This window comes from Rhodoferax sp. GW821-FHT09E07 (assembly GCF_059416145.1).
The window spans coordinates 638,491-658,885 of sequence record NZ_JBWKOP010000001.1; the positions used below are offsets into that span (position 1 = coordinate 638,491).

The 20,395-nt window shown below is 54.0% G+C and carries 17 protein-coding genes and 5 pseudogenes; 13 read left to right on the forward strand and 9 right to left on the reverse strand.

Annotation, left to right across the window (positions count from 1 at the left end; translation table 11 throughout):
- Positions 1-229 precede the first annotated feature (229 nt).
- Together AC07OE_RS03110 and AC07OE_RS03115 are read right to left on the reverse strand one after the other, a co-directional pair.
- A pseudogene (locus tag AC07OE_RS03110) lies at positions 230-388 on the reverse strand (IS3 family transposase); the annotation flags it as partial.
- A 120-nt stretch (positions 389-508) separates the two neighbouring features.
- Entirely contained in the window at positions 509-949 is a 441-nt protein-coding gene (locus tag AC07OE_RS03115) for a glycine zipper 2TM domain-containing protein (RefSeq protein ID WP_495069099.1), read from the reverse strand.
- 229 nt (positions 950-1,178) lie between these two features.
- Between AC07OE_RS03115 and AC07OE_RS03120 the strand changes: the two genes are divergently transcribed.
- The 6 genes and pseudogenes from AC07OE_RS03120 to AC07OE_RS03145 all read left to right on the forward strand — a co-directional run bounded on the left by AC07OE_RS03120 (position 1,179) and on the right by AC07OE_RS03145 (position 5,683).
- On the forward strand, positions 1,179-1,508 hold the full coding sequence (locus tag AC07OE_RS03120; protein WP_495069100.1) for a cupredoxin domain-containing protein: 330 nt from the start codon (positions 1,179-1,181) through the stop codon (positions 1,506-1,508).
- Between the two features lie 17 nt (positions 1,509-1,525).
- A complete protein-coding gene (locus AC07OE_RS03125) occupies positions 1,526-2,350 on the forward strand; it encodes an FTR1 family iron permease (protein ID WP_495069101.1) in 825 nt (274 codons plus the stop codon).
- A gap of 486 nt (positions 2,351-2,836) precedes the next feature.
- A complete protein-coding gene (locus AC07OE_RS03130; RefSeq protein ID WP_495069102.1) occupies positions 2,837-3,145 on the forward strand; it encodes a hypothetical protein in 309 nt (102 codons plus the stop codon).
- 154 nt (positions 3,146-3,299) lie between these two features.
- Positions 3,300-3,635: pseudogene (locus AC07OE_RS03135) on the forward strand (Arm DNA-binding domain-containing protein); the annotation flags it as partial.
- A gap of 137 nt (positions 3,636-3,772) precedes the next feature.
- Positions 3,773-5,362 carry a methyl-accepting chemotaxis protein gene (locus tag AC07OE_RS03140; protein ID WP_495069103.1) on the forward strand — a complete coding sequence of 530 codons (1,590 nt, stop codon included), beginning with the start codon at positions 3,773-3,775 and terminating at the stop codon, positions 5,360-5,362.
- A gap of 132 nt (positions 5,363-5,494) precedes the next feature.
- Positions 5,495-5,683 (forward strand): GLUG motif-containing protein, encoded by a 189-nt coding sequence (locus tag AC07OE_RS03145; protein WP_495069104.1) that lies wholly within the window; start codon positions 5,495-5,497, stop codon positions 5,681-5,683.
- A gap of 144 nt (positions 5,684-5,827) precedes the next feature.
- Here the strand turns inward: AC07OE_RS03145 and AC07OE_RS03150 are convergent.
- Both AC07OE_RS03150 and AC07OE_RS03155 read right to left on the reverse strand, forming a co-directional pair.
- Positions 5,828-5,951: pseudogene (locus AC07OE_RS03150) on the reverse strand (IS256 family transposase); the annotation flags it as partial.
- Positions 5,952-6,102: 151 nt separating this feature from the next.
- A complete protein-coding gene (locus tag AC07OE_RS03155; RefSeq protein ID WP_495069105.1) occupies positions 6,103-7,356 on the reverse strand; it encodes a S1 family peptidase in 1,254 nt (417 codons plus the stop codon).
- 213 nt (positions 7,357-7,569) lie between these two features.
- On the opposite strand from AC07OE_RS03155, the pseudogene AC07OE_RS03160 reads away from it, so the two are divergent.
- The 5 genes and pseudogenes from AC07OE_RS03160 to AC07OE_RS03180 form a co-directional block, all read left to right on the forward strand.
- A pseudogene (locus tag AC07OE_RS03160) lies at positions 7,570-7,887 on the forward strand (DDE-type integrase/transposase/recombinase); the annotation flags it as partial.
- Between the two features lie 188 nt (positions 7,888-8,075).
- Complete coding sequence (locus AC07OE_RS03165; RefSeq protein ID WP_495069106.1) at positions 8,076-9,041, forward strand: substrate-binding domain-containing protein; 966 nt, start codon at positions 8,076-8,078, stop codon at positions 9,039-9,041.
- Positions 9,042-9,099: 58 nt separating this feature from the next.
- Positions 9,100-11,118 (forward strand): putative bifunctional diguanylate cyclase/phosphodiesterase, encoded by a 2,019-nt coding sequence (locus AC07OE_RS03170; protein WP_495069107.1) that lies wholly within the window; start codon positions 9,100-9,102, stop codon positions 11,116-11,118.
- 340 nt (positions 11,119-11,458) lie between these two features.
- Positions 11,459-11,740, forward strand: coding sequence for an HU family DNA-binding protein (locus tag AC07OE_RS03175; protein WP_495069108.1), 282 nt, complete (start codon positions 11,459-11,461; stop codon positions 11,738-11,740).
- Between the two features lie 77 nt (positions 11,741-11,817).
- A complete protein-coding gene (locus AC07OE_RS03180; RefSeq protein WP_495069109.1) occupies positions 11,818-12,255 on the forward strand; it encodes a helix-turn-helix domain-containing protein in 438 nt (145 codons plus the stop codon).
- A 453-nt stretch (positions 12,256-12,708) separates the two neighbouring features.
- On the opposite strand, the gene AC07OE_RS03185 is transcribed toward AC07OE_RS03180, so the two are convergent.
- Both AC07OE_RS03185 and AC07OE_RS03190 read right to left on the reverse strand, forming a co-directional pair.
- Entirely contained in the window at positions 12,709-14,211 is a 1,503-nt protein-coding gene (locus AC07OE_RS03185; protein WP_495069110.1) for an arabinofuranosidase catalytic domain-containing protein, read from the reverse strand.
- A 230-nt stretch (positions 14,212-14,441) separates the two neighbouring features.
- On the reverse strand, positions 14,442-14,942 hold the full coding sequence (locus tag AC07OE_RS03190; protein WP_495069111.1) for a hypothetical protein: 501 nt from the start codon (positions 14,940-14,942) through the stop codon (positions 14,442-14,444).
- Between the two features lie 123 nt (positions 14,943-15,065).
- Here AC07OE_RS03190 and AC07OE_RS03195 point away from each other — a divergent pair, with 123 nt between their 5' ends.
- Entirely contained in the window at positions 15,066-15,254 is a 189-nt protein-coding gene (locus tag AC07OE_RS03195) for a hypothetical protein (RefSeq protein ID WP_495069112.1), read from the forward strand.
- A 389-nt stretch (positions 15,255-15,643) separates the two neighbouring features.
- Here the strand turns inward: AC07OE_RS03195 and AC07OE_RS03200 are convergent, their stop codons facing one another.
- From AC07OE_RS03200 to AC07OE_RS03210, 3 genes are all read right to left on the reverse strand, one after another.
- Complete coding sequence (locus AC07OE_RS03200) at positions 15,644-17,935, reverse strand: two-component system response regulator (protein WP_495069113.1); 2,292 nt, start codon at positions 17,933-17,935, stop codon at positions 15,644-15,646.
- Positions 17,932-19,611: a PAS domain-containing protein gene (locus AC07OE_RS03205; protein ID WP_495069114.1), complete on the reverse strand. Its 1,680-nt coding sequence runs from the start codon at positions 19,609-19,611 to the stop codon at positions 17,932-17,934. Before AC07OE_RS03205 ends, AC07OE_RS03200 begins: the two co-directional genes overlap by 4 nt.
- A gap of 159 nt (positions 19,612-19,770) precedes the next feature.
- Positions 19,771-20,100: a response regulator transcription factor gene (locus AC07OE_RS03210; protein WP_495069115.1), complete on the reverse strand. Its 330-nt coding sequence runs from the start codon at positions 20,098-20,100 to the stop codon at positions 19,771-19,773.
- Positions 20,101-20,187: 87 nt separating this feature from the next.
- Between AC07OE_RS03210 and AC07OE_RS03215 the strand changes: the two are divergent.
- A pseudogene (locus AC07OE_RS03215) lies at positions 20,188-20,289 on the forward strand (IS3 family transposase); the annotation flags it as partial.
- Between the last annotated feature and the right edge of the window lie 106 nt (positions 20,290-20,395).

The following is a 20,395-nucleotide window of genomic DNA, read 5'->3' on the forward strand; positions in this document are numbered from 1 at the left end:
CGTGGAGGATCGGCATGTTGTGCGCAGGTTGAACCCTCGCAAAGGGGGTATGGCAACTTTTACATGCAACCCAACGGGGTGTTTCTGGTGGCAGACCATGGCGAGGCCATCATGTTGACCGACGACGTTCAATCTACTTGGGATACGCTGGTAACGGCCCCTGGCAATCAGGGTTTGAAACACGCGCTCACCTGCATCTGTAGGGCGGTGTACTTACCCGAAGAGCGGAATATCCCACCTGTAAGTCCCGATCCTGTTCGTACTCTCGATACCAGCCCTTGAGTGAATTCTCTATTGGATAAACTAACTACCGAATGGTCGGGCTAGTGCGTTTGCCGAGTTCGATATAGAGCTTGACGGCTCGAATTCGCTCTTCGTACGAATACATGAACTACCTCCAAGTAGTCCAAGTTATTGGATGCCCCCCGTGGATCAGTTTTCAACGGAAATCAATATCTTCAAATTGGCCTGTGTGGTTGGGGCCCGCTGATCAGTGCCTCTTTATGACTTATTGATTCTTTTTGGCGACTTCGTTGCCAATGTATCCACCGCCTATTGCGCCCGCAATTGTGGCCAGAGTTTTTCCATCACCGCTACCCACCTGATTTCCCAAGACCCCACCAATGACTGCACCCACGCCAATGCCTATGGGGCTATTGTGCGGAGCAGGCTTTGCTGCGGGCGCTGAAGGTTCATTCTTGGCAACCTGGCCAGTTGTCGTTGGTTGCATGCGGGCGGCCGTATGGAGCACCGCGTTGTGCGGCACAGGTTTGTGTTGAAGGGATTCCTCGGCAGTGGGTGTCTGCATGGATTCCGCGGTGTAACCGTGGGAGTTGGGGAGAACGCCGGTCAGGGCCGCAATGCCCAGTCCACTCACCAAGGTAACGGACACGGCGGCAACGGCTACCAAGGGATGAATACGATTTGAGAAAGTCATTGAGAGCTCCATTTGGTTGACCCATGCTCAGCGCACGTCTGAGTAACGGCTCAAACGGGGAATGGGGCGTATCGAATATGTGTCATCTGTAAGTGGATGTACGCGGCCGCCTTAGTGGCCAGAGTTCTGAATCCATTCGCCACGCCCGCAAGTTGACACCCCATCACTGAAAGTGTCGGCTACCAGAAGGTCGTTCAATCACGGCTACAATACGAATCATTCTTATTAAAAGGAAGACTTCGTGAAAAAACAAATCGCTCTGGCCATCCTGTCTTTGGCTACTCTCAATGCGTTCGCCGCAATGGACGAGTTCACTTTGACCATCAAGAACCATGCATTCGAACCCAAAGAACTCAAAGTTCCGGCCGGTAAGAAAATCAAGATCGTGGTGGTGAACGAAGATGCGACGCCGGCTGAATTTGAAAGCAAACCGCTTGGACGTGAAAAAGTCATTCCAAGTAAGGCAAAAGTCTCCATCAATCTCGGACCGCTCAAACCCGGACGCTACGGGTTTGTTGAGGAGTACCACGAAACCGAAGCGGCCGCCCAGGGCACTATCGTCGTCGAATAATTCCCAGGAACAACACCGTGTTCGCCGCCGCCATCATTGTGTTTCGTGAGTCTCTGGAGGCCTCACTCATCATCAGCATCATGATGGCTGCCACGCGGGGAATCCCGTTGCGGGGAAGTTGGGTATGGGGTGGTGTTCTGTTGGGGTTAGTGGGTTCTGCAGTTGTTGCTTCCAGTATGGAAATGATTGCCAACTTCGCCGACGGTGTTGGAGAGGAACTGTTCAACGTCGCTATCTTGATTACAGCCATTGGCATGCTGGCCTGGCACAACATCTGGATGTCCGTGCATGGCAAAGAGTTGGCCCTGCAGATTTCCAACACGGCGCGTGCAGTCACAGACGGCAGCCGTGAGCGTTCCGTGATCTTGTTGGTGGTTGCTCTTGCGGTACTGCGCGAAGGGTCGGAAACGGTCCTATTTCTTTATGGTGTGGCCACTGGCGGAGAAAACGGTATCCGCGACACTTTTATGGGTGGCCTTATGGGTTTGGCCTCTGGGGCTGTTGTCGCAACGCTCTTGTATGCCGGGCTGCTTCGAATCCCCGTGCGTTGGTTCTTTGCTGTCACCAGTGCATTGGTCTTATTACTTGCGGCGAGTATGGCATCTCAGGCTGCGCGCTTGCTGATCCAGGCAGATCTACTCCCCAGCTTGGCCATGCCATTGTGGGATACCTCTGGAGTTCTCTCTCAGAACACGGCGGTGGGAACCGTCCTTCATGGTCTGGTCGGCTACGAAGCACAGCCAGCGGGGATGCAGGTTCTTGCCTATGTGTTAGTTCTCGTAACCATTGCGACCGGTATGCAATTGGTTTCAAGGCGATTGAGATCTACCCGGGAGCATTGAGCCTGCACAAGAGACCTGTCGACTTGGCTGGCGCTGTTGTTTTCTCTCTTACAGGAGAGCTTCACGAACAACGCCTCGGGCATGCCCATAACGCAACAGTCAACCCCTCCCTTTCCGATTGCGGAGTTTCCCCCAACAAGTAGCGCACAGCCATTTGGCGGATGTTATTTCAACCCCACCTTCAATCGGTTTGATTTTCTGGCAAGCACCACTACAAAACCGGTATTGCCAATTTGCTCCCAGGGGGAAAACCTTGGTTTCAGGCTTTGCAGGAGGTGACTCTTCCTCAACCATCGTCTCTCTCACTTCCGTTTGTTTGAGTTGCCCCCCCCCCGATCGTGAAGTCTAGCGTCGACATAGACGGCTGTGTTGTGTTCCACATGACGGCTTGGCGCTTTACAAAGGTTTACCGGGGCTGGGTAAACCGCCGTGGCACGGTCGAGGTTAAGGAAACATGGCAACATCGCCATGCATCGAAAAGCCTCTATGTTGAAACAATCTCTCATCGCTACTGCCTTGGTCATTTCTGCGTTTGGTGCATTCGCCCAATCGCCCGCTGCAAAACCAGCAGCACCTGCTGCAACAGCCACGGTTGCAGCCACCGCCAAGACACCAGAAGCGACGAAAGAAGCACCGGTAGCCGCCGCCAAGGTGCATGCAGAAGCCAAGACCACCAAACTGGAAGAAGCCAAAGCCAAGCATGAAGCAAAGAAAGCTGAGCGTGCGGCCAAGAAGGCCAAACGTGCTGAAGCCAAGGCTGCCAAAGCCGCAGCAACTGCACCTGCCAAGCAGTAATCGAGTCGCCAGCGCGCTCCTGGAGCGACGGTTCAAAAAAGGCCATCCACGCGATGGTCTTTTTTTATTTCACCATGAGGTTAGCACCGAACCGCTTTTCCTTAGCTTGGCTCCCAGCTGACACTTGGGGATCCGGGTTTCTCGAGGGGTGGTCATGGCCAAGATCAAGATCACCAAGTCCGCAGTGGACGCGGCACAGCCCCAGGCGCAGCCCGTCAATATGGGCGATACGCAGGTGCTCGGTTTCTTGTGCAAGATTACACCAGCGGGTCGCAAAGTGTTCATGCTCCAGTACCGCACGAATGCCGGCGAGCGGCGCAAGCCCACTTTGGACTTATACGGGGAGCTGACCGTCGAACAGACACGCTCGCCGGCCCAGAACTGGCTGACCGAGGTTCGCCGCGGCGGCGATCCTAGCGGTGACAAGGCACAGGCGCGCCAGGATCCCACGGTCAAGGAACTATGCACAAAGTTCATGGAGGACTACACCGCCGCCCAATCCGATCGGCTCCTGCCTCAACTGCTGCGGTAAATTCAGCAAACGGCGCTCAACGCATTCTTTTGGGGCGTGCGAAGGGTAGGGGGATTGCTACAATTTATCAAAATTAAATGTAGGGAGCGGTATCTATGAGCTTCGTGGACATGCGCGTGTCGTCCCGGTTGGCACTGGGCTTTGGAATTTTAGGCTTATTGATTGCGTTGATGGGGACGGTATCCCTGATCAAGATCTCGTCGGTCGACACGGCGTTTCTGGAGGTCACCTCCGAACGCATGCCCCGTGTGGCCGCACTCAACGAAGTCAAAATCAAGGTCTACCAGATTGGTTTGGCGATGCGCAACATGATCATCATGACCGCGCCGGCCGACATCAAGGCGGAGCAAGGGCAGATCGAGTCCAATCGGAAGGGCATAGGCGAGATCTTGGCTAAGCTCAAGGGTGAAATCAGGACCGAAAAGGGGCAGGCCCTGATCTCCGCCATTGCCGATGCCCGTGGCGCCTATGTGGCGGATCAAGTTAAGTTCATTGAATTGGTCAACGCTGGCAAGGTGGATGAAGCCCAACCTTTTTTGCTGACAGTAGTGCGCCCTAGCCAGTTGAGGTACTTCGCAGCTGTAGATGCGCTATTGGCGTTTCAAGCGGAACTGCTGAAGGGAGCCGTAACGACGGCTGATAGCGCGGTCAGTGGGGTGAAGGTCGCGGTATGGTCTGCTGGTGCCTTTGCGTTGGTGTTTGCCTTGGCCATGGGACTATGGATCACACGCTCGATAACGACACCGCTGAATCACGCGGTTGCGGTGTCGCAGGCGGTAGCGGCGGGCGATTTAAGTTTGCAGTTTGAAGCCAAAGGCAAGAGCGAAACCGCGCATCTGCTCATTGCGCTGAAGCACATGTTGGGTAGTCTATCGGGCGTTGTGTCCCATGTACGTGCGGGCTCAGAAAGCCTGGCATCGGCCAGTGCGCAAATTGCCCAGGGCAATAACGACTTGAGCGCTCGAACCGAGAAGCAGGCCAGTGCGCTGGAGGAAACAGCCGCTTCGATGGAAGAGCTCAACGCCACCGTCAAACAGAACGCCGATACAGCCCGCCAGGCCAACCAACTGGCCCTGAACGCCAGCAGCGTGGCGATGCGGGGTGGTGAAGTGGTCGGCCAGGTGGTGGACACCATGAAGGGCATCAACGACAGCTCTCGCAAGATCGCCGACATCGTCAGCGTGATCGATGGCATTGCCTTCCAGACCAATATCCTGGCGCTGAACGCGGCGGTGGAGGCCGCGCGCGCTGGTGAGCAAGGGCGTGGCTTTGCCGTAGTGGCCAGCGAAGTGCGTAGCCTGGCTGGTCGCTGCGCCGAGGCAGCCAAAGAGATCAAATACCTGATCAATGCCAGCGTGGAGCGGGTCGAGCTCGGTACGACGCTGGTTGACCGGGCTGGCGAAACCATGACAGAGGTTGTGGACTCCATCAAGCGCGTGACCGACCTAATGGGCGAAATCAGCACCGCCAGCAGCGAGCAAAGCGAGGGCGTTTCGCAAATTGGCGAGGCCGTTACGCAAATGGACCAGGTCACCCAGCAAAATGCGGCCCTGGTGGAGGAAATGGCGGCAGCGGCCAGTAGCTTGGGAGCGCAGGCGCGTGATTTGGTTGCCGCGGTCGGTGTGTTCAAGCTGGGGCGTGGGCATCAGACTCTGCTGGTGCCACCAGTAAGGGGCCCAGTGTAGGCTAAATAGGGGAGGGCTCGTAAAGCGGAAATAAAGCCCATTGAGCGGGTGACAGCGATAACGCAGCGCTCACTTACTATGGATCGCTGGTGGACGGATAGAGCCCCGACTTCAAAACGGCTTTGGTTGCAAGTGCCGCCACGGGTTGGGGAGCTGACGCAGATCGCCAATGCACCAAACCCCGCTGGAGCTGCAATCCTCAAGGAGCGGTTTGCGCCCAATGCCAGTGGCACGGGGTTCCCCAGCAATGATGTCGGAGGGCTGGTGGGCTACAACGACGACACGATCCGCAACGACTATGCCACGGGAGCGGTCAGCTGACCAGACTTTGTCGGCGGACTGGTTGGTGAAAATTTGGGCACGGTCAGCAACAGTTTCTAGGACACACAGATCACAGGGCAGTCAAACGGCGCTGGCTACAACGACAGCAGCTTTGGTGGAACGTTCTCAGCCAAGGGCCTGACCACCAAGGTGACTGGTCAGCTTAGCGACCAATGCCTTCTCTACGAGCAGTTTGGTCAACTGCTGAAGAAGGCCGTTCTCGCCAATCAGGTTTTCAGGTTTCTTGATCGGCCGACTGGTTGGCCAGGAGTTCTCCGAGTACTTCGTGTTTCTTTGATGCCCTTGTACTTACGGACTATTGGGCTCGGTCCGCGGTGGATTGTCCGTTTACACAGAATTCTGCCCTCTCTCGGCACTTTTCCGGGATCTTGAATGTCTTCCTCCTCAAGCAGGGAGCACTACTTGGCGTCCTCTTTTGAATTTTTCGAGCTATTACTTGAGTCAGTCGCCATATTTAACGTCTGCTTCAGCAAGTTATCGACCATCTCCACAGGCACTCCTATATTCGACCCCGTGAAATTTCGCAGGATTGCACGATTCACGGCAACAACCTCTCCACGCAAGTTAACGACTGGCCCACCACTACCACCTCCAGCTGTCTGCGCATCGTATGCGATAGCGGCGTCCGTTGTTTGCGCGATGATGCCGCGACTTACCAGAGGCTTCACCATACCAACGCGAGCCAAGATATCAAGCGCCTGATTTTCATTCAGATTGGGGATACTCTCCAATCTAGCCATAAATTCATCTCCTGCACGCGCTAGCAACGCACGTATCCCGGTTGGATAACCAAATAGTAGCGCGGCATCGCCGGGCAAGGGGTTTTTCTTGGCAAATAGCAAGGGGGGAGCTTGTAAGGCCGCGCCGTTCCCACGTAACAATGCTAAATCTTGAGAGTCGACCGCAAGCGTGACTACGTCAAATGGAGCGTCGTGGCCAGGCAAAAAGCCGCGCATCTCAAGCATTGTCGGTTTTACTCCCAATTCTCTAATTGCCTTTTGGGCAACTCCCTCTTCCCAAGGCAAGGCTACGTGGCGATTCGTCAGGAGAGTTCCGTGACGGTCAATCACAAAGAACGTACCCATGAAAATCGGGGCATATACCGGCCCCATCCCCACGGTAGTCAACTGAGGGTTTCCTTCGCTGTCACGCAATGGTTTTCCCAGAGCCAATCGAACACGGATCGGCTTTCCACTGGTTGGGTTAACTAATATGTATCGCCCTTGGATTAGCCCGACCGAGGCGCCCACTTGAGCCACTACTGGTGCCAATGAACCGCTCTCAATCGCGTCGACGCGCGCAGATGCGCCATCCAAATTGCGTAGAACCATTTCACGCAGCACGTCCACCTCTTGTCGAAGCGGGGTTTCATTGCGCAAGCGTTGCAATTCTTCGTTAACCGCCGCCACATGTTGATCCGCCGCACTTAGTCGCGCTTCCAGTAGAGCTATGCGCCAGTTTTGAAAACCCATACCCGCAAGTAGCGCAATAACGATAGGCAAAGCCCATCGGAAAATGATGTGTCGACGATCGCGTCTGACGCGATTCAGCGCAGTAGCAATTACCCCTTCGTACCATTTTCTGGTTGGATTGGTGCTTTTATCTATATCACTTACCGAATCGGTGTAGGTCTGCTGTTCTTCGGCATTCATGTTAGTTCTCCTAAGGATGCGCCAACATACGGTACCCAACCGACCCACTGCTTCACAGGAAGCGGCGTACGTTATATCAATCTAATTGGAATTAAGAATAGTTACAATTAAATAAAGAGTCAACTCGGCGTAGGCGCAACCACGGCACGCAAGTGCTGGGACGCTACCCAGCCTTGAGCGCTGGCGGGCTGACAGATGCCTCCAACCGACAGCTGGGAGACGTTGTTCGTGGCGATTGACGACCACGCCCGTATCGCGTTTACCGATATGTACCCAGTTGAGAAGACGCCTGCGGCGGTGCAGTTCCTGTACAGGGCGGTGGCCTACTACCAAAGCATGTGGGTGCAGCGTCTGCTCATGGACAATGGTGCGGCCTTTCGCTCACGAGACTTCGCCCAGGCTCGCCGGTAGTTGGCATCGGGCATAGGTTCACCCGGCCGTACCGGCTTCAGACCGACGGCAGGGCGGAGCGCTTCATCAATCGGCTTGCGGGAATGGGTCTACGGCTTTGCGTACCAGAATTCCACTGAGTGAACCGCCGCTCTGGACTACCGGAGTCGCCATTACAACTTGCACCGCTCGCGTCAGGGTTGGCCCTTGCCCAGTCCATGGGGTGAAGATGTGGATAGCGTACATCTGCTGCGGCGTTCGAAAACGAAGGAAAAGATACATTGGTGCGAGAATGTGCAATGTTCGGATCGATATAAATAAGGACAGCCGTGCGTTGGAACATATTGGCAATAGTTTGCATAGGGCTTGCCTGTACGTCTGGCAGTTGGGGCGAGACGACTGCTGCTAGAAATATAGTTTTCATTCCTAAATCCAGCGACCATCAGTATTGGGAGCGAATGCGTGAAGGTGCCATCCGCGCGACCAATGAGCTTGGTAACGTTGCACTGACTTGGCGCGGTCCGGCTCACAGTGGAGACGTAGATGCGCAAATCAGGATTCTGGAAACCTATACCCATAAAGGCATTGACGCCATTGTTCTAGCACCCATTGATCGAGGCAAGCTGGAAATCCCCGTCAAAACTGCTACTGAAATGGGAATCCGGGTAGTGATTGTGGACTCGGAGCTGGACGGAGAGCGCCACTCGAGTTTCATTGGCACCGACAACTTTGCCGCAGGAGCATTGGCAGCAGCCCAGATGGAAAAACTGCTCAGCGGCAAGGGGCGACTGGCGGTAGTGCGCACGTACAAAGGTAGTGTCTCGATTGAAAATCGAGCATCGGGGTTCCTACAACACATCAAAGCCCATGCGCCGAAGATCCAAGTCGTCGCGGACATTTACACAGGTGATGCAGTCGGCAACATCTACACCGCAACCAAAACGATGCTGCAACATGTCCAAAATATTGAAGCGGTTTTTGCGCCTAACGAAACCACAGCGCAAGCCACGCTGCGCGCACTCCGTGACCTGAGCCTGGCGGGGAAAGTCCGTTTCGTTGGTTTTGACGCCACCTCACTATTGCTTGAGGCCGTTCGCCAGCACGAAGTGGACGGTCTTGTACTGCAAGACCCGCGTCAGATCGGCTACCTAGGCGTCAAAGCCGCAGTCGAATCCCTCAATCCAACGACACGGGGAGGTTTGACGGTAACCCGCATACCTGTCGTCATTGTCACTACGGAGAATATTGACCAACCAGTTGTCCAGGACTTGCTTTCCGGAGAAAAACTGCAATAGCTCCAACCTGTATCCGATATCTTGTATGAAATTTTTGTCACATTGGATCAGAGGCCACTTGAGCGTCGCACTGGCGTTGACTGTCATCGTCGGAATTCTGATACCCACCGTGATTGCCATTGCCACGCTGACCTGGTTTCGCCAAATCAAAGTCGAGCAGGAAATGGTCGATGTTTTGCAGGAGAAGTCCTTGATGTTGGCAGTCAGTTTGTCCGAACCGGCGTGGAATTTCAACATGGATACCATAACGGGGCTTTTGCGGGCATCCTTGGTTGATCCTCAGGTGGTGCGGGTAACCGTGCTGGATATACACGGGAAGACAATCGCAGAAGAAAAGAATGAATTCCGGCGCCTGGGACTGCCTTACATACGAGTCCTCAACCTTGACCATACCAATGCAACTACTGGTGGCACTGACAGTGCTGGCAAAGTTGAGGTGGAGGTTGATTCTGGATACAAGCAATCCGAATTTCGCCATGAAATGCAAATCTATGTACTGGTTTTGGCGCTCCAGGTAGTAAGCTCCATTGCATTGATGCTCTACGCTCTTCGCACGCGGGTACTCAAACCCATTGTCGCGCTGACACAATTCTCAGACCAATTGGCTCAGGGCAACTTTCAGAAGCCGTTGATCTGGTCACGCTCAGACGAGCTGGGTGCTTTGGCTCGGCAGATGAACAACATGCGCATGGGCATGGCCGACGACATCACCAAACGTAAGGAGGCGGAAGAAACCATCCGCAGCCTAGCCTTTTATGATCCACTAACCCAGTTGCCGAACCGCCGCCTCTTGGGCGAACGACTCAAGATGGCGGCCATCGCGAGCGAACGTTCCGGTCAGTACTTTGCGGTGCTATTTCTGGATCTTGACAATTTTAAGACCCTCAATGACACGTTGGGCCACTCCGTAGGCGACGAGTTGCTTGTGCAGGTAGGGACGGGCCTGATCGAGAGTGTGCGCGCTGACGACACAGTTGCTCGTCTAGGGGGAGATGAGTTTGTGGTCATCCTACAAAGAGTCGGAAGCGATCCTGGGGAAGCCGCCTTTCTGACAAGGCAGATAGCTGAAAAAATCTGTAGTCGCATATCCAAACCATGCATGCTTGCCGGCAAAACTCAGGTCATCAGCACAAGTATTGGCGTGACTACGCACTGCGGCGCACGAATGGATATTGACGAATACCTCAAGCAAGCGGACCTCGCCATGTACCAGGCAAAGGCCGCGGGGCGCAATTGTGTGTGTTTTTACGACGAACACATGCATGCGGAACTACTGCAAAGCGCCAACCTGCAGGCCTCACTGCACGCGGCCATTGCCAGGGAAGAATTCCTGCTTCTTTACCAGCCACAGGTGGCGCGCTCCGGACAAGTCCTGGGTGCAGAGTGCTTGGTACGCTGGATGCACCCTGAACGCGGCTTGGTGTTGCCGGATGAATTCATCCCCATTGCCGAGAAAACTGGACTGATCTTGCAGTTGGGCCAATTGATCTTGGAGCAGGCCTGTACCAAGCTTGCGGAATGGTCCAGACACGAAGTACTTGCGCAGCTGACCATTTCCGTGAATATCAGTGCCCGACAACTTCATCATCCCGATTTTGTCACCCAGGTACTCTCTTCGTTGGAGCGCAGTGGGGCCAAAGCGAGCCGGCTGAAACTTGAGCTGACTGAAAGCCAACTGATCGACAATACCGAGGACATCATTGAGAAAATGCTGCGCCTCAAGGAGGTTGGTGTCGGTTTTTCGCTGGATGACTTTGGTACAGGTTATTCTTCGCTATCGTACCTGCGACGATTTCCGCTGGATCAACTCAAAATTGACAAGAGCTTTGTTCATGATGCATTGATTGACCCCGCTGACGCCGTAATTACCAAAATGGTGATCGCCCTGGCCGAAAGCCTGGGCCTGACAGTGATTGCAGAAGGCGTGGAGCACGAAGCACAGTGCGACTTTTTGGCCCGTCACGGCTGTAGTGCCTATCAAGGCTATCTGTTCGGCCGACCGATGCCAGACGCGGACTTCGAATGCCTGGTGCTGACAGATACTTCGGCCAGCGCCATTTTGGCTCTGTCGCTGTAGCGATTGCGCAATCGGGATTTTGTACAAAATGTCGTAGCACCTGGCGATGGGACTGATCTGATACGGATGTGAGTTGTCAAGCGAAGTAGATGCCCACACTTTGAATTTCGTCGAAATCTGCTCCAATTAAGCTGCCCTGCCAATCGGCCTAGTCAAGGCTTGGCCTAAGGGGGCATGCGTTCGATGGATGCATGCCTGGGGGAAATGCGCCCGGGTCGGTCCGGGCATATTTTTTTTTCACTAGTGGTCAATACGCCCGTTGCCGTAGGCGGCATGTGAGCTGGATCTCCGGCATTTCTGTCAAAATTTGCGACACCTGTAAATTCTCTGGAGTACTAGATTGAACAAAGCTGGATTGATTGAAGCCCTAGTCAAAGAGACCGACGTGTCCAAAGCTGCTGCTGGCCGCACCATCGATGCCCTGGTGCAGATCATCACCAAGACCGTGGCCAAGAAAGAAGACGTGCAGCTGATTGGCTTTGGGACCTTCAAGGCGATGAAGCGCGCAGCGCGCAAGGGAAAGAACCCTCGTACCGGCGAAGCCCTGAAGATTGCCGCCGTCACTGTGCCAAAATTCGCCGCTGGTGCAGCCTTCAAGGCCGCGGTGAATAAAAAGAAGTAAACCAGTACATTTGCACCAAAAGGCGGTAGCTGTTGAGAACACTGCCGCTTTTTGCATTTCAGGTCTAGTATTCAAATATGAGCTCATTGATCAATTCCCTCAAATCTGAAATCGCCCGCGTGGCCCGCAAAGAACTGAAAGGTGAGTTGTTGGCTTTACGCAAGGCGGCCACGACCCATCGCTCGGAAATCGCGGCATTGAAACGCCAGGTTAAATCGTTGGTCTCAGTACTCAAGGCGAACAACAAAAAAGCCGCAACAATGGACGAGCCCGCTGCCACACCCGGCTTCCGCTTCAACGCGGAGCGCCTGGCGGCTTTGCGTGTCAAGCTGGGAATTACCCAAGCTCAGATGGCTGCTGTGCTGGAGGTGTCTTACCTGTCGGTGCACAAATGGGAAGCTGGCGCTGCCAAGCCCCGCGCGGCACAGCTGGAGAAGATCAGTGCAGTGATGAAGATGGGCAAACGTGAAGTGCAGAAGAAGTTGCAGGAAGCGCTTTCAGGAAAGCAGGAGTGATGGTCAAAGTACGGACTGAGGGTTGTGTACCGTGAGTACGGATTAGCGCGAAGAAGCTGGATTCGTATACCGAAAAGCTGGCCGACTGGCTGGAATTGGAGGCAACAAAATCGCGGAAACAGCGGCGCAATTTACGACATATCTACACAATCTTGCATTCTGCTGCTCACCGATTCCCGGTATAGGCGGTCTGGTAGACCAGAATACTCATTGTGAGAAAAGAACATTCGCCAATGTCGTGAATCGCTGAATGCGTGACCAATCCGTTCGTAACCCAGCTTGGACCTCCTCTCCGATATCCGATCGAAAACAGTGCCGTTGCCGACATATCCGGACACATGGCGCAAGGAATACCATCAATAAAAAACGGTGGCAGCCCATATGGGGGCTGCCACCGCGTTTGGGTTTAGTTCAACTGGATATTATCCAAATCGATTCTTCGTAAAAGAACAGTTATTGCAGCTTCCATTGTTGGCAGGCGTTATTGAGCCAAGCCCATTGCTGGATATTGGTCGTATCGGCGGTACCGCAGTTGGAGACATCCAGTACTTTTCCACTATTGCGCGAGGTCAAGCGGAACCAGGGAGCCGTGGTGGTTGTTACCTGCCATTGCTGACTGGTGCTACTGCTGCAGGTATTTTGGATCACGTTGCCACCATTGGCTGTGGAAGATCCGCTGACATCCAAGCACATGCCACTGTGCTCACTGTAGACACTGGAGTATCCGTTGCCCAAGTCCACCATTTGCCAATTCTGCCAAGCAAACCCATTGCACGTGTAGAGGTCGACATTGCTCCCTGCACTGGTATTGGGTTGTTGAACGTCCATGCACTTGCTGCTGTTTTGGTTGACGAGTTTTTTATAAGAACTCAGGGCATTTCCGCTGTAACCCGCTGCAACGATATTGGCCTGTACAGCGTTTTCCGTAGCATCAGAGGGTTTGCCGGTTGTCATTGCGCCTTCATAAAAGTTGCCAACAGCAACCTTGCTGTTGTCGCCACCAATACCCAAAATAATGGCCCCTTCTTTATGAAATGGCACATATCCTGACGTAGTAGGTAACGCCCCCGCATAATCCGTTTTTAACGCCCCCGTCTGAGCATCGCCATCTCTGATGGAATAGGTTGTGGCGTCTTGTTTAATCATGGCCGTGACAAAAGTGGTATTGCGGCCAGTGTTGTTCGTATTGCTTCCGTTGCCGCCCAGGAATAAACCATTCTCAAGGTCTGCCATGACCCAAGGGCCAGATCCGGTACATGCAAACCAGCACAAAGTGCCAAAGTAGACTGCATTCATGTGTCCATTGCCAGTATCAAGGTTATTGATCTCAGCATTGCCATAGTCGAAGCAGCAACCATTATTCACATGGGTAGCACTGGTAACCATGTAAATGCCTTCTGAGGCGCTGCCGGTTGCAATGCCTGTAGTGCTGTTACGCCGGTACCCAACCCCCGCCGAGATATAGACCGCATAGGCAGACTTCCCGCCGATCGTCACCTTCAACGCGGTGGCACTCCCTGTGATATCTGCGCTGCCGTTCCCCCCGGCCGGGGCAACAGTCAAGTGATTTCCATTGGCGGTCTGGTCATAGATGGTTTCAATGGTGCATACAGAACCTGCACAGAAAGCATCTTGTGCAGCAGCATTGGCAATGCCACCTGCGGACAAAGTGCCAATATCCGCTGTGGCGCCATCAGATGCGCGCTTGACCTGATAGAGTTTTCCGTTATATGCTCCAAACAGGGCTCGCACTGTGCTGTGGGCCGCCGAACAGGGGGTACCTCCCGCTGCGTAAATATCACAAGTGCTCGTTGCGGCCGAAGCTTTTTGCAACAAACCCACGCTGAAAAATACGATAAGTGCCAAAAGCATTAAAAAGCGATTTATTCTGCTTTCAGCATGCTTACTTAACGGGCGGTGCCCACTCAATCCCAACTGCACGCAATGATCTGTCATTTCTGTCTCCATAGTTATTTACTTTGATACGATGCCTCTCGACATCGCCATTTCACAGGCCATTACTTATGAACCCGTAAAATCCGTTGCGGCAAAAACGTATTGCGTTAAGTGCCTAAAAATGTGAACTTCAATGAAGTGAGCGGATGCTGACAAACCAGTACCCTAGCTTGAGCGGGCCGCCTCAGCTTGGTCTCAAGCGGTCGAGATACCCTTGTGTCGCTAGCAGGTCATACACCATCGGCGGAAGCCTGGGCCGGCCGAAAAATCTGTTTTTGCATCTCAATTCCGCTACTGATCGACAGGCGAGAGATCCGAGCTTCTGCATGGTCAAGCGCTTCTAGATATTCTCCGGTGGCGGTTTTTCTCCGGCTCTGCACCAGATTCGACAGATCGGTGCTTGCTTGGCTGTCACCTCGTTCTGCCAGCGTTTCGAGCTGCCTGACCAGACTTGCCGCGTCGGCGTTGATCTTGGTGCATTCAGGCGATGCCGCATTAGATTGTTGGATTCCCTGGCATGGCCATACCTGATCTAGCTTGGCGCGCAAGATCTTCGCGTCTCCTTCCTCGGTGAGTGCCAACGGTTCCGGATCATTCCAACAGTTCGAGGGAGGGCTCCGCCCGAATGGGTTACTGAGCATCATGTTGGGGCAATGCAGGTTGCCTTGTGCCTCAACCCCGGACGAATCCGCCACTGCCTGGAACTTGGCATCGGGCGGGGACAATGGCATGTTGCCGTTCGACTGCCTAGCGCTTATCAGCGGGAGCTCGGGGCTGTCTGATTGATCATCGCTTATCAATGGGTAAAAGCACAGACACGCTGTAGCAATCGCGCAGCACCCCAAGAATACTTTTTGAGCACCAGACATTTTGTCCTTTCATGCTTTGCCGAGCTTCCAGCGGCCAACTACACCGAACAATTAACGCTCAAGAGGGCATTCAATTCGGACACCGAGATCAACCGCCCCGCACACCCGACCATCGCCGCCGCTCAAAACGATTGTTCCGAGCCCATGCTAACGATCATCATTTCAGGAAACTAATCACATGTTGCGTAGGACTGATACCTATTTTTATATTGCTAATGTCTCTTGTGATACTTAAACGGATCTGCAGCCTGAGAGAGAGGGGGACTTATCAAAAAACATAGTGCTTGTTCGACTTGACGTTTCGCCGACACCGGTATGCTTAATACGTGGTTTTTGTTCGCTCAGTCAGAGTGCCACAGTCATGCCGCGCACCACCCCAGTGCTCAGCCGCCAGCGCAAATAAGGGCTGGTCGGCGTTGAGCAGATCAGCTCTGGTATTCCCGGTCCCGTCCATGAAAATATGAAGGTTTGGCACAGCGGGGCGCTTGATTGCATATCGTTACAACTACCAAAAATTGGGGAATTCGTGGAAATTTCACAAAATGCTTTTGCTTCGAACCTGCTTAGATGACTGTTGCTCCATCTATACCGGCAATGCGTTCCGCATTCCTGCTTTGCAGGTTTTGCCCTAGGGTGCCTGAACGCAATAAATCGTTGGCATCGGCGATTACTACAGCCTCACTAAAGTAGTAGCCTTGCGCAAGAGTTGTGGAACCGGTTGAATTTAGGAACGTACGCTGGGCTTCTGTTTCCACCCCTTCGACGATGATCTCAATATGGGCTTCGCGTGCGAGATTAATAATGGCACGAACGGTGGTTGCACTGGCCGGATCGTCGACAGCATTTTGAAGCATCGACTGCGCGATCTTCAGATGGTTCACACGGTAAGCACGAAGGTATTCGAACGATGAATACTCTGTACCAAAGTCGTCGATAGCGATCCTGACGCCCAAGGCTCTTAACCGCGGGAGTACATCGTTATGGGTCCAGGTCATCTGGGCTAAAGTCGCTTCCGTCACATCGAACTCCAGGCAGGATGGCTCAAGCCCCCACAGCGCAAGGGTCTCCACGACATCGCGAATCAATTCAGTACCGCCTTTGAGTTGACCGGGAGACAAATTGATCGCAATAACCGGCGGTGCCATGTCCTGGTCATGCCATAGCCTCATTTGTCTGCAAGCTTGGTTCAATACCCAATGGCCTAGTGCGATGATGCTGCCGGTTTTTTCTGCGATGGGGATAAATACACCCGCACTGAGAAGGCCCCGTAGGGGGTGACTCCAACGCACCAAGGCCTCCATCCCGACGATTTTCCCAGAGGACAACTCGACTTGTGGCTGGTAGTACAGCTCCAGTTCGTTGTGCTCGATTGCCCGGCGCAAGTCCTCGCCAAGCGTGACTCTGTCCAACACCTCCTGGTCCAGATCCTCGGAATGAAAGTGGTATTGGTTCCTGCCCTCATCTTTAGAGCGATACAGCGCCAGATCGGCTTGCGTCACCATAATGTCTGGGCTCGCAATACCCCCGACGTAAGGGCAGATGCCAATGCTGGCAGAAACATGCACTTCGTTGCCATTGAGCAAATAGGGAAGAGCCAAAGCCTTCTGCATTTTTGAGGCCAGTACTCCTGCATTCGCTAGTTCACCCATTTCCCCTTGCAGCACGGCGAACTCATCACCACCCAGGCGAGCCACCAAGTCTGTCTCCCGGGTGCAATCCCGCAGGCGCTGCGCCACCTTACGCAATAGTAGATCACCGACTGGATGGCCCAGCGTGTCGTTTACTGATTTGAAGCGATCCAGATCCAGGTAGTGGAGCGCAAACGGAACAGCGCCTCGCTGCGCCGCAGCGAAAGCCTGGTGTAACCGGTCGGTGAAAGTGGAGCGATTGGCCAAACCCGTCAGTCCATCGGTACGTGCTACGAGTGCGAGTTGCTCTTCGGCCGCCTTGCGCTCCGTAATGTCGAGGACGATTCCTTCGATTTCAATGAGTCGTCCGTCCTTGTCGCGTACCGGAACATAGCGGTTTTCGACCCAACGTCGGGAGCGATCTCCCGTGAGAAAGTGGTATTCGATCGAGGCACCTTGCGCATCCTTTTCGAGTACCCGTGACATCGCCTCTGCTACTGCAGCTTGGTCATCCGGGTCAATCAGCAGGTCAGCCCAGTCTGGGTTGGCCAGCAGACTGGCTGGATCGTGGCCAAATTTGGTGATGTTTTGCGAGATATAGATCAGTGGGAATGAAGGCTCCCCACGTAGCCGATAGAGGATGATGGGGCTGTTTTGCACGATGATGTTGGCATCGGACAGCTCCCTGGTTCTCTCTTCTACTGCCTGCTCCAGCAGACTCATCCGCAATAAGGCATCTTCGGTCATTTGCCACTTCACTGTGAGGGCGTTGGCCAACTGGCGAACCTCGACCGGTTCAAATGGCTTTTTCAATACCAACAAGCGGTCACGTGCGTCCAGGCGTTCAAAGACTTCGTTCCATGATTGGTCAGAGTGAGCGGTGCAAATCACGATCTGCAGACGTGGATCTACCTGCCACAGCTGCTCGATGGTTTCCACTCCATCCCATCCAGGCGGCATGCGCATGTCGATGAAGGCCAGCGCATAAGGTTCATTTTTCTGCAAGGCCTCTTGGACCATTGCCAACGCCTCTTGGCCTTGGTAAGCGCTGTCCAACGAAAATCCGGCCGAAGATGTCTTGGCGGAGGTGCCGAACAATGCGGACTCGAAGTCGTCCAACTCCGCCGTTGCAGTCGTGGTGGCCGGCAGCAGAATTCTTCGGTAATCCTCGTGGATGGCAGGCATATCGTCTGCCAAGAGAATGCGTCGATTGCCTTGCTCGCTCATGGCGCCTCCTCTGTCATTTCGAACGGAAGTTCGAGCGTAAACACCGCCCCAGTACCCGGTCCGTCGCTGTAGGCTGTTAGTGTTCCGCCCATTTCACGCGCGGCATTCACTGCGCTATGCAGTCCGAATCCATGTCCGGTCTTTTTGGTAGTAAATCCATGCGCGAATACCTTGGTCAAGGTTTCCGGTGCGATACCCATTCCGTTGTCCGCGACACGGATACGCAGCCGTTGGCCTGATGCCACATCCACCTGAACCGTGAGCTTGGGCTCCGCCACACCCTCCATAGCCTGCTGGGCATTACGAATTAGATTCACCAGTATCTGCAGTATTCTGCCTTTGTTCAATGGCAACTCGGGAACAGGTGCAATGTCTTGCTCCACCACCACATGCTTGCGTGCCAACGCATCGGCATTGATCTTCAATGCATCTTTCACCAGTTCTTGGACTTGAATCGTCTCCAGCAGCATAGACGCTCCCGCATGGGCTTGCTGTGCGGCAATGATCTCCTTGATGTGGTCAACGTTCTTGGTCAACACCACCAACTCTTCGATGGCGCCATGCTGCTCCGCCACCAGTACAGGCGCTAATTGGCGCAGGTATGCGGGAAGCATCTTGCCTTTTGCGTCCGACACCAAAAACTCTGCCAAGTCCTTGGAATGCTCGTCCATCAGTTGCACGGCCCTTGTAAGCCCAGGCATCTTGGACGCTCTAAGGTGGGACAGAATCAGCGCCGCAGAAACATTCACGCTGTTGAGCACGTTGCCTACGTTGTGCAGCACATTGATGGCGATCTCGGCCATTCCGGCCAGGCGCGAGGCTTCGAGCAACTGTTTGTGCACCTCGGCGATCTGGCGCTCGGCTTCCTTCAAATCGGAGATGTCCTTGGTGATGCCAAATGTGCCAACTATTTGGCCTTCACGGTTGCGCAGTGGCATCTTTGTTGTTAAACCCCAGGAGTCGGGTCGCCCGTCTTGCCAGGTTTCCCTCTCAACCTTGTTGATGATCGGAATCCCGGTGCGGATGATTTCCTGCTCGTCCTCATACGCCGGACGGGCGTGTTCCTCGGAAAAAACATCGAAATCCGACTTTCCCACCAACCCCTCAGGGGTAGACATGCCAAACTGCAGGGCCTGGGCAGTGCTGGATCTGATAAAGCGGGACTCGGTGTCTTTGAAATAGATGTGGTCTGGGGAGTTGTCCAGCAGCGCCCTGAGCAGGTCACGCTCATTGACCCGCATTTCGTCTTTTTGCTTATGTCGGGTGATATCAAACATGACCCCCTGGCTGCCAACGATCGCCTTGTCAGGCCCCAGGACCGCGGATTCGACCACTTGAAAATGCTGCCGCTGGCCGTCAGCATCCACCCTCACTTCCTCTCGCGAAGCCTGGTTCCCGGTTTGTATGATCTGCGCATGCTGAAGGGCTTCTTGCTCAGCGAGTTCTCGTCGCCACATAGTTTGTGAACTGTGCGATATGGTGGCGGCAATTTCGGTGGCGGTTTTTCCTAAAATCTGATCCGCCGCAGTGGCCTTGAGTTGGCAAAACCACGAATTGATGAAGACAAACCGTCCGGCAGTATCCTTGCGAAAAATGCCAATAGGCAACTGCTCGACGATTGGTGTCGTTTCGTTCGACGGTGTTGAACTCGTGAAAGAGGTAGCTTGCGTTTGCATAGTTGAGGACTCAAAGTTTGTCAAAACAACGCGGAGAAGTCAGCATATTCCTCAAATCACTGCAAATGGTACTTAACCGAAGTTACTCCATTTAGGCCTGTGGTGCACTTTGCGAACGCAACTGAATTGTTTTTTTGAGTGCTGTTCTGGTATCGGCGATCAGTGTAGCGTCTTCGTTTCATGATGGTCAGAGTGAGCGGTGCAAATCACGATCTGCAGACGTGGATCTACCTGCCACAGCTGCTTGATGGTTTCCACTCCATCCCATCCAGGCGGCATGCGCATGTCGATGAAGGCCAGCGCATAAGGTTCATTTTTCTGCAAGGCCTCTTGGACCATTGCCAACGCCTCTTGGCCTTGGTAAGCGCTGTCCAACGAAAATCCGGCCGAAGATGTCTTGGCGGAGGTGCCGAACAATGCGGACTCGAAGTCGTCCAACTCCGCCGTTGCAGTCGTGGTGGCCGGCAGCAGAATTCTTCGGTAATCCATCGTGGATGGCAGGCATATCGTCTGCCAAGACGAATGCGTCGATTGCCTTGCTCGCTCATGGCGCCTCCTCTGTCATTTCGAACGGAAGTTCGAGCGTACATCCACTGGTACAACGAGAAGCGGATCAAGATCTAACTTGGCTCTCTCAGCCCCACCGAATACCGAGAGAGCCGTGGACTTACGGCATAACTCCAGTCCAAGATTTCGTCCGCACCCCCCAGGTACACCTTGCCCGCAGGGATCTGGAATTCTGTAATGTCCGTGAGCCACTTCTCGTTGGGCACCGCAGCCTGGA